Source organism: Okeania sp. SIO2F5 (genome assembly GCF_010692685.1).
In the GTDB taxonomy this organism is placed as follows: domain Bacteria; phylum Cyanobacteriota; class Cyanobacteriia; order Cyanobacteriales; family Microcoleaceae; genus Okeania; species Okeania hirsuta.
Genome location: NZ_JAAHGU010000204.1, coordinates 1 through 9638, shown reverse-complemented (window position 1 = coordinate 9638; position 9638 = coordinate 1). Strand labels below are relative to the sequence as shown.

Below are 9638 nucleotides of genomic sequence, written 5' to 3'. Positions count from 1 at the left end.
TGAGGAGACTACCACCTCTGCTGTAGATGGGCAACCTGAAATAGTAAGTGGTGTCACTGAATCAAGAATCACAGATGGGTGAGAATCCCGCGCTGTAATTTTTAATTCAGCGCCGGGAGTATGTCAATAATATAAATCTTCTATCATCCCATAATTTTTATATGTTAAATATAGCTAATATATATAGTCATTCCCAAGAAGCGTGAGGTACAAAATTTGTTGGTTTTAGGGAATAGGGAACAGGGAATAGAAGACAAATCAAGATAGGTGTACCTCATTAGACTGAGAAACGCTAATATCATGTTTATTTAAATACCCACAATAAAAATTTTAGGGAATGGGTAATAGGGAAAATGAGGAAATTTATCAGAGAAAATATTTTGATTGTGGCTAATTAATCAGACTTGATATAACTTTCTATTGTAGTTAGTTAGTATCAAAAATATTCTGGGGATAATTGAAAAATAGAGAAGCTAAATAGAAATATGTATAACAATCTGATTTTCTACAAATAATTTAATACTTCTATAGAGTAGGGATTTTTCCTCTACAAAAAATCTGAATCTCCACTAACTCATGGGGTGCGTCACAGAAGAACCAACTATTATTCCAGAAAATGGTAAGGATGCTGTCAAATATTCTACTTAATCTTTTGTTCACAAACAACCTCTTATAGCTACTATAGCGTTGTGTACAGGCAACAGCTCATCTGGCAACAGGCAATAGGGGGAATAAATTGCCGATAATATAAGACTTTTAGCTATTGGGCACCTCCTGCAATTTGTAAATATACCAGCGCACACTGTTATAACTTCTAATACCAAGGATAAAAAAAGAATGTTACGAATAATAAGGGCTGCAAGGACGAATGGCCATTTGCTAACGCAGAGCTGCCGCTAACGTCCCTACTTTATAGGAGATACCTTTTGGACTAAAAAGATAAATTCATACCTAAAAACTGCCATTAAAGCCATTCATTCTGACTTGCTCTTCCTAAGTTCTCTTCCTGTGAGGGGTTAGGGGTGGGTTGACTCCTAAGAAATATCCTAGCTTTTTGTAGCAAAAATTTATCAATTTGGTATAACTACTCTCAATTAACTCATGGTAAAACAAAAAAAAATTAAGTCAATATTATCTATATTTGAGACTCCTATCGGATTATTCGCAGGGGCAACTTACCATTTTCGTGCTTTAACGATATTTCTCAAAAATCCAAAATTAATAGGTTATATAGTTGTGCCAATTTTGATTAATATTGTGGTAGGTATTCTTCTTTATCTTAGTTTACTCCTACCAGGAATTGATTTAATTAATACTATTTTTAATAACTTATCTTTAAGCTTTGATGCTTTAATTGCTCAATTACCAACATGGTTAAACTTCTTAAGTTATATAGATAATATTTTATATAAACTTGTACAAGTTATTCTATTCGCAATATTATTGCTGATAATTGGATTTTTGTTAGTACAATTTGGAACTATTCTAGGTTCACCTTTTTATGGTCAACTTTCTGAACAATTAGAAAAAATTAGAACTGGAACATTGCCTGAAACTCCTCCAAGTTTATTAAACTCTCTCAAAGATATTTGGCGAGCCATACTTTTTGAGCTAAAAAAAGTTGGATTACTTTTAGTAATAGGTTTACCGATATTGCTGCTCAACTTTCTCCCTGGAGGTTCTTTAATCGCAACTATTGGTGGTATAACTTTAACAACTTCCATTGTTTGTCTTGACTTTTTTGATGGATTTTTGGAGAGAAGAAAATTAAAATTTCGACAGAAGTTAACAGTAGTGCGTCGTAGTTTACCAGCAAGCGCCACTTTTGGGTTAATTTGTCAAGGTTTAATTACCATTCCTATAGTTAACTTTTTAGGTATTCCACTATGTGTCGCTGCAGGGACTTTATTTTGTTGCGATCGCGTCTTACCAAATTTACTGCCAGACAATCAAGCTTAAAGAGTGCGGGTCTAGATGGAACAGCAGTTCATTTCACAACCCGCCCTTGATTTAGATTATATTAGATAATGCGGGTCATGGCAGATACTTTTGTAATCTTTTCTTTATCCAAGCCTTCCAGCTCTCCAAGCTTTAACCATCCCTCTTTTACTAAGCCAGCCAGAGCAAAAATCACAGTTGCATTTCTGGAGTCATACTTCCCATCTAGATCGTATCTTCTGGCACTGAGGAAATCATGTAGATACCATAAATCATCAAATTCTTGAATTCCACTTGCTTGTTGGCGCACTGTTGTGATTAAGGTATTGATTTCTCGTTCTTTAGCTTTTTCTAAAGCTGCTTGGGCAATCTTTTCTTCTGTTATAGACCACTGAGTATTAGTAAGTTGCATCATCCTTTTTATTTTCTTAAAAATCTATGTGTGATTATGATTTTTTATGTAGTTATTAATAGTAGCATATATAATCTAATTCAGTAGCTAGATAAAATAAAATTTATATTAATTTACAAGGCAATTTTATTAAGTCCTAACAAAAAAAAGAGTGTTCTTTTTGAAGACACTCATTAAAATTTATTTATCTCTTAAATTTTCCTGTACAATGATTTATTACCTATTTCTTTTTACCGAGCCAAATTTAACAACTCCTTGGCAGATGCCAATAAGTCGATGGCTACAAAGAAAATTTTACCTTCAGGATTGAGTAAAAATCTCCAAGCAATATTCATACCTACACCAGCTCCAAACCAAGGAGTTTGGCATTTACCAGTAACCTTAATCTGAGTATAACCATCCTCAGCAGGTTCAGAAATTCCTTGCTCTGGGATTAACTTGAGGTTCTGACATTCTTCTTGGAAAAATCGCAAAACGGCATCTTTGCCCACAATTGGTCTACGGAAAGGAGGTTGTAGGCCACCGTCAGGAGTGAATAACTCAATCAATGCATTAAAGTCATTGGCATTCAAGTTATTCATGTAATTCAAGATAGTAGGATTATCAACACCTTGAATCGTAACTTTAGTTCGCTCTGCCATATTCTTTGGAGCAACTACAGGTTCAGAAACTCGGGTATAGTTGCCCAAATTTTTAACATCAAAACCCATATCAATCACAGAATTTCTCAAAACTGTGATTTGCTGACCAGAATCTAATCCTTGAATAGTTCCCAATACGGCTGAAGCATTAGCAGAAAGCTGATAACCCTTTGGTATAGGAGCAACAAGTCCCTGATTCATCCATTCTCCAAGTTGATACCAAAAACCCAACTTGATATTGGGAGACCAGGTGGCATATGTCCGACACATTGGAGTATCGGAGCGGTTAGCCAGGTCACACATGACTTGGGTCTGCTCCTGGAAGCTCATTTGTTTAATTTCATTCATAGTTATTTCTGCAAGCTGCATATTGGCAGCTCCTAGAGCAGCAATTGTGATTGTTTTGCCCATTTCCAGGTAGGCGAACCAAATGAGAGCTAGTTGGTCTTCTGCACTTAGCTGATTGAAGCGAGCTATGGTGGCTGGCACTATATCAGCTGATAAGGTGTTGGGAAAGATATTGCGAGCTGTATCAATTGAAAATGGCATAGGTTTATCTTGATAAAGGAATCCAAAATTAAAAATCAGAAATACCCACACTTTTCATTTAAAATGGGGTGGGTGGGGATTATCGGAAATTTATAAATACCCACACTTTTGATTTAAACTAGGGTAGGTGGAAATTATTAGGAAAATCCTTCCTTCTGAACCACTATTTCATCGTAACATTACTTTACATTTTTTATACAGATAGGAATATCTTAGAAAACTATGCTCAACAGAATTGCTTCTCAGATTAGAAAGTCCTTCCCAGCACCAGAAGTTAGTGCTCACTGCGATGGCCCTTGTGGTGTTTATGACCCCGCTTCTGCTCGCATTTATGCTGAGGCAGTGGTGTCTATGACTAAGAAAATTCTAGACCTTGACCCAAAAGCAGGAGACCATAAGACTGCTAATACCCTTTCTCGCTATATTGCTATTAAGGAAGAGCAAGCTCAGAAGACTAAGGAAGATTTGCTCGTCCTCTGGACTGATTATTTTAAGCCTGTACATTTAGAAAAGTATCCAGACCTCCACGATACTTTTTGGAAGGCTGCTAAACTTTGTTCTGCTTGTAAAGTGGAAGTTAGTTTGGAGCACGCTAATGAATTATTAGCTGCTGTGGAGAAAATCCATAATATGTTCTGGGCTACTAAGGAACGTGAGGTAACTTGGTACAAGGCTAGCTAATTTTTTTTAGTTTGAGGTGGTAGGCAAAAAGTTGATACAAACAAGCGATAATAAAGAATTATTGTTATGGTTGTTGAGATTGCGTCAACGCTTTTGTGTTACGGGGGTGTCGATGTTTCCTCTACTCAAACCAGGGGAGGATATTCTTGTTGACACTAAAGCCTACCGCCACTGTTTACCTGAAATAGATGATTTGGTGGTGGCTAAACATCCCCATCGCCAAGATTTGAAAATAATTAAACGGGTTGCCTTTGTTGATGAAAATGGCGACTGTTTTTTGGTGGGAGAAAATAGAGAAGAAAGTAGTGATAGTCGTTCTTTCGGTTTTGTAAGTTCGCAACAAATAATTGGTAGAGTTACTAGCAAGTTTCCTGAGTGGAACTTAAACAAAACTTAGGCAAAAAATCGCATCAAATCGATACAGCACAGGGAGAGCTTTTTTAGGGCTTTGATATTTTGATCTTTTCTAAATTGACTTTTCACAACGAATTCTGGGGTTGCACATTATGGAATGATACTGCCAAAAAGAGGTTTAGACTTTGACTAAAAAAACCTAATATTAATTATTCTAGCAATTATCAAATCCAAAATCAAATTCAATCAAAAATATCAAATCATTCGCCACTGTGCAACGCCCGAATTCTACCCAAAACTGTTACAGGACTAAAAATATATAGTTGCTCTAGTTTGGAAGCTATTAGCTAATATCATATATTTTTAACTATGTCAAACCATTGTTAGAGCAACTGATGAAAATTAGTTCATCATCGTTGAAGAAATATAAGGTAATTCCTTAAAAAACAACGAAATAATCATGGTTTTGGGCTGAAAAATCTCATTAGGTTATAAACACCCTTGGATCATTCTTTGTTAATTCTATCATGGAAAGGCTGAAACTATTGAAACTCCGTTAGCTAATTTAGGCTTTTTTTGATGTTTTTTGTCAGAGGTTGATGACAAAGTTGAAAATTTTAAAATTAGAAGCTGAGATTGATAATTAAAACTTCTCAGATAGCGATCGCTGAACTAAGGAATGAGGATTAAATAAAATACAGAAATTAAAGAGTTGCAAACCTTGATGAAGCTAAAATTTCATTATGGAGGCGTTTATATGAATTTGATGGAGAAAGAAAAGTTTATGACTTTGAGGATAAATATGGGTATATTGGAACTTTAGAATTAGTCTACCCTACCAATTTAATACTACCTATCTTATTTTTTTTCATCCTTTGTATTTCCTGGATAGGATTAAGGAAACTGGCTTCAGAAGCAAACTAGACAGTTTTGCAGTTTAGACTAATTGTAGTTAGTGGTACTTACACATTTTCTGGTCAAAAAATCCCTGTTTGCGTAGCATTCCGCAGGAAGAGTATGTCTGCAGAAAGGTTACTTAAAAGCTGAAGAAAAAGAGAGAACAATTGATTAGTTGAGAGAACAAGATTATCTGAGATTATCAGACTTGCAAAACTATTTACAGAACCAATATAACGTAGTTTTTGGGTCCTATCAGAGTTATTATAACTTACTCAAAGAGGCTGAAATAAGTTGGAAAAAAACTCAAAAAAATCATCCAGCTAAAAATGATGAATAAGTGAAAGCAAAAAAAAAAGAAATAGAGGATAAATTGGCAAAATGGCAACCGGAAATAGAAGCGGGAAACCAAGCAGTGTTTATGATTAACGAATGTCATCTGCTATGGGGGGATGTATTAGGTTATGCTTGGGGAAAAACAGATAAAAGAATAGAAATTACGATGAAAAATCAAAAGGAAAGACAGACTTATTATGGAGCTTTAGACTACCAAAAAAAGGAATTTATAGTTCAAGAGTATCAAAGTGGAAATACTGAAAATACCATTGAGTTTATCAAATATTTGCAACGGCAAAGAACGGGAAAAAGATTGGCAATATTTTGGGATGCCACAACTTATCATAATTCTCAAGAATTTCGAGAATATTTGATAAAAATTAATCAAGATTTACCAGAAGAAGAATGGTTGATAAATTGTACAAAATTTGCCCCGAATGCCCCGGAGCAAAACCCTGTTGAAGATATTTGGTTACAAGTCAAAAAATTCATCAGACAGTTTGATCATCTTTGTAGTTCTTTTAAAATAGTTAAGTGGCTATTTAAGTTTTTTGCGCTATGGTAGAATATTTGACTTTCCCAAACTTTTTCAGTATGGAATTTTGCCACAACCAATTTAGGATTGCTATATATAAAAGAAGATGAATGGCTATTTTAGTCAATGAATATTTAGCCCAATTACCTGGTGGCGAAGATTGGTTTGAAGGTAATTAGTAGTTACCTTATTAGACATCTCCAAAAATCAAAAATAAAATCAATTATCGTACAGAAATTATCAATTATTCCCCTCCACCGGAGGGGTTAGGGGTGGGTTCCCTATTCCCTATTCCCTATTCCCTCATTTGGTGGAGATGTCTATTCTTGTTTGTGATTGATAAATCAAGCTATCCTCATTATAATTCTGAGTAATATGGCATATTAAATTGGATAGCTGAATGGCGATCGCGATAGACTTTGGAACAAGTAACACGGTAATCTCCCGTTGGAATCAAACAACTCAACAGCCTGAAATTGTTAAATTACCAGGTTTGTCAATTATTTCTGGACAAAATCCACCCCTAATTCCTAGCTTGGTTTATGTGGAGAATGCTACTGAAAAGAAGGTAGTAATAGGTCAGCAAGTTAGAGATAAGGGTTACGATGTGAATACAGATTCTCGCTTCTTTCGGAATTTTAAGCGGGGTATTGCCTCAGATATTAAAGGGTTTTTGCCTGAACTTGATGGTCAAATAGTTTCTTTTGAACAGGTAGGAAAGTTATTTTTACAACAAATTGTAGCTGGTATTCGGAATGTTCCTTTGCCTGTAGAATCTTTGATTTTTACTGTTCCGGTAGATAGTTTTGAGGCTTATCGTAATTGGTTGGGGGAGGTTTGCCAGTCTCTACAGGTTGACCAAGTAAGAATGATTGATGAACCTACTGCCGCAGCTTTGGGTTATGGGATGGCAGAGGCAGAAATTTTATTGGTGGTTGATTTTGGTGGCGGAACTTTAGATTTATCTTTGGTGCGGTTGGATAATTCGGCACAAAAACAACCTTTGGGTTTTATTCTGAAATGGGGTGAAAAATCTTTTGGTAAAAGTTCAAATCAAAAGGCAAAAACGGCAAGAGTTTTGGCCAAATCAGGACAGAATTTAGGGGGGTCGGATATTGATAATTGGTTAGTGGATTATTTTGTCAAAAATCAAGGTATTGAAAAGACTCCTTTAACTACTCGTTTGGCAGAAAAGTTAAAGATTCAATTGTCTTTACAACAGCAGGCAACGGAAGTTTATTTTGATGATGAAAATTTAGAAAGTTATGAGTTGGAATTAGGGCGAGATGGCTTTGAGGAAATTCTCAAGGAAAAGGGATTTTTTGTCAGTCTTGATAATTCCATGAATCAGGTTTTACAGCAGGCAAAAAGACAAGGAATAGAATTATCAGAAATTGATGCTGTTTTATTGGTGGGAGGAACAGTACAAATACCAGCAGTTCAAAGGTGGGTAAAAGAATATTTTGATGCTGCAAAAATTCGTTGTGAAAAACCTTTTGAAGCAATTTCTCAGGGAGCATTGCAATTAACTCAAGGAGTTGAGGTTAAGGACTTTTTGTATCACAGTTATGGTATCCGCTATTGGGATAGAAGGAAAAATGCTCATAGTTGGCATCCTTTGATTAAGTCTGGTCAACCATATCCAATGAGTAATCCTGTGGAGTTGGTTTTGGGTGCTTCGGTGAATAGTCAACCCAGTATTGAATTAATTTTGGGAGAGTTAGGTGCTGAGTCTGGTGGGACAGAAGTTTATTTCGATGGCGATCGCCTAATTACTCGCAAAATATCTGGAGAGCAAACTGTGGTAAAACCTTTAAATGACCGAGAGGGAGGTCGTAGTATTGCTCAATTAAATCCTCCCGGAAATCCTGGAAGCGATCGAATTAAGGTATTGTTTTGGGTCGATGAATCTAGATTTCTCAGAATAACTGTAGAGGATTTATTGACTAATGAAATTTTATTAAATGAGCAAGCTGTTGTGCAGTTAAGTTAGTCTGTTTTTAGACAATAGTTGAACCCAACGACAGGCCCGCGATGCTTTTATCGACAAAATTAGCAACAAAAGCATCAACATCGCCATCTCCATCCACATCTGCTAAACTTACACCAAAGCTAAAAGAATTCCCTAAAGCTTGCTGTGAGTCAGTGAACTCAATCATCGGAGCAGCATTGACTGTTTTTATCGGTATGACAAACATCGCCACTGCCATTACCACTGCCAGTAAAACCCGAAACCATTACCCGAAAATTTGTTTTAGTTGTGATGAAAGATTAAATTTATCCTCTATTCTAGTTTCGGCTACATTTATTTTCTGTAGTCATCTTGAAAATCCCACAATCAAAATTAGTCTCCTTTGATTTTACGACCAGGAAAGTAAACCAATTTTTCTCTAGAATTGGTTAATTTAATAATTTCGTAATAAATCAATAAGAGTTTTGGCGTTAGTGAAAAGAGGTATGATATCATGTCCGGGTCAGAGCGTGATATAACTCCTCAAGCTCATAATTTAATTCTGGATACTATTTTATCTGTTGGTGTTTTGGGGATGTTATCTTATATCATGTCCGGATAAGAGCGATCTGGAAAAAACTTATCATGAGTGCTTCAACAGTAAATCTTTCTATTTTCCCCTCCAGGGAGGGGTTAGGGGTGGGTCCCCCGCTCCCCTACTATCTTAATAATAAGTATTCAACCGGACATGATATTATGTGGCACTATGGGGATATTCTATTTTTCTCCTTGTTAGATCGTCAAACCAGAAAATGTTGGTAGTAGCGATCGCCTATTTAGTTTTTACTTTCACCTGGTTTGAATGCGCTCAGTTTACATATATTGCTTGATGTCTATGTCTGTTAAATTCATATCAGTTATCGGAGGGAAAAGGGAATAGGGAACAGCGAACAGTTTGACAAACATTGCTTAGTCTAAGATTCATCATTAGACATCTCCCCCAAAAGAGGGAACAGGGAACAGCGAACAGCGAACAGCGAACCCACCCCTAACCCCTCCCCTCCAGGGAGAAATTGATAATGTATAGATAATAATTGATTTGATTTTTTATTATTGGAGATGTCTATTAGTATAAGTCCTAACCGCTCTGGCTATTACTATACAAAAGCAAGATGCTTTTACTGGCCAAAAACTTAATTTTGAGAAACCACTACTTACTAGGGCGTGTCATCAATTAAAAAATTGACAAAATGGGTATTGTATGCTCTAGGTCGATGGCGATCGCTATGCTAATAAAATGACAGAAGCTGCCAAATAAATTCCTCCTAGGAAGTTAACCGAACG

General features: G+C 36.0%; 7 protein-coding genes and 1 pseudogene. 5 read left to right on the top strand and 3 right to left on the bottom strand.

The genetic code is table 11. From position 1 onward, the window contains the following. Positions 1-1101 precede the first annotated feature (1101 nt). Positions 1102-1959, top strand: a complete 858-nt coding sequence (locus F6K27_RS31115) for an EI24 domain-containing protein (RefSeq protein WP_287279700.1) — start codon at positions 1102-1104, stop codon at positions 1957-1959. A gap of 61 nt (positions 1960-2020) precedes the next feature. Here F6K27_RS31115 and F6K27_RS31110 read toward each other — a convergent pair whose 3' ends face one another. After that, a complete protein-coding gene (locus F6K27_RS31110; protein ID WP_287279699.1) occupies positions 2021-2353 on the bottom strand; it encodes a hypothetical protein in 333 nt (110 codons plus the stop codon). A gap of 227 nt (positions 2354-2580) precedes the next feature. After that, complete coding sequence (locus F6K27_RS31105) at positions 2581-3540, bottom strand: orange carotenoid protein N-terminal domain-containing protein (protein WP_124146065.1); 960 nt, start codon at positions 3538-3540, stop codon at positions 2581-2583. Between the two features lie 222 nt (positions 3541-3762). On the opposite strand from F6K27_RS31105, the gene sodN reads away from it, so the two are divergent. From sodN to F6K27_RS31085, 4 genes and pseudogenes are all read left to right on the top strand, one after another. Then, entirely contained in the window at positions 3763-4221 is a 459-nt protein-coding gene (gene sodN / locus F6K27_RS31100) for a superoxide dismutase, Ni (RefSeq protein ID WP_287279698.1), read from the top strand. Positions 4222-4252: 31 nt separating this feature from the next. Further along, the gene (sodX, locus tag F6K27_RS31095) at positions 4253-4618 is read left to right on the top strand and encodes a nickel-type superoxide dismutase maturation protease (protein ID WP_287279697.1); all 366 of its coding nucleotides are present in this window, start codon (positions 4253-4255) and stop codon (positions 4616-4618) included. A 981-nt stretch (positions 4619-5599) separates the two neighbouring features. After that, a pseudogene (locus tag F6K27_RS31090) lies at positions 5600-6428 on the top strand (IS630 family transposase); the annotation flags it as partial. A 315-nt stretch (positions 6429-6743) separates the two neighbouring features. Next, positions 6744-8336, top strand: a complete 1593-nt coding sequence (locus F6K27_RS31085; protein WP_287279696.1) for an Hsp70 family protein — start codon at positions 6744-6746, stop codon at positions 8334-8336. Positions 8337-8343: 7 nt separating this feature from the next. Here F6K27_RS31085 and F6K27_RS31080 read toward each other — a convergent pair whose 3' ends face one another. Beyond that, positions 8344-8553 (bottom strand): hypothetical protein, encoded by a 210-nt coding sequence (locus F6K27_RS31080; protein ID WP_287279695.1) that lies wholly within the window; start codon positions 8551-8553, stop codon positions 8344-8346. Between the last annotated feature and the right edge of the window lie 1085 nt (positions 8554-9638).

Coding starts and splice junctions, on each gene's coding strand:
- F6K27_RS31110 (WP_287279699.1), bottom strand. CDS start 2,353: ATGATGCAACTTACTAATACTCAGTGGTCTATAACAGAAGAAAAGATT.
- sodN (WP_287279698.1), top strand. CDS start 3,763: ATGCTCAACAGAATTGCTTCTCAGATTAGAAAGTCCTTCCCAGCACCA.
- F6K27_RS31105 (WP_124146065.1), bottom strand. CDS start 3,540: ATGCCATTTTCAATTGATACAGCTCGCAATATCTTTCCCAACACCTTA.
- F6K27_RS31085 (WP_287279696.1), top strand. CDS start 6,744: ATGGCGATCGCGATAGACTTTGGAACAAGTAACACGGTAATCTCCCGT.
- F6K27_RS31080 (WP_287279695.1), bottom strand. CDS start 8,553: ATGGCAGTGGCGATGTTTGTCATACCGATAAAAACAGTCAATGCTGCT.
- F6K27_RS31115 (WP_287279700.1), top strand. CDS start 1,102: ATGGTAAAACAAAAAAAAATTAAGTCAATATTATCTATATTTGAGACT.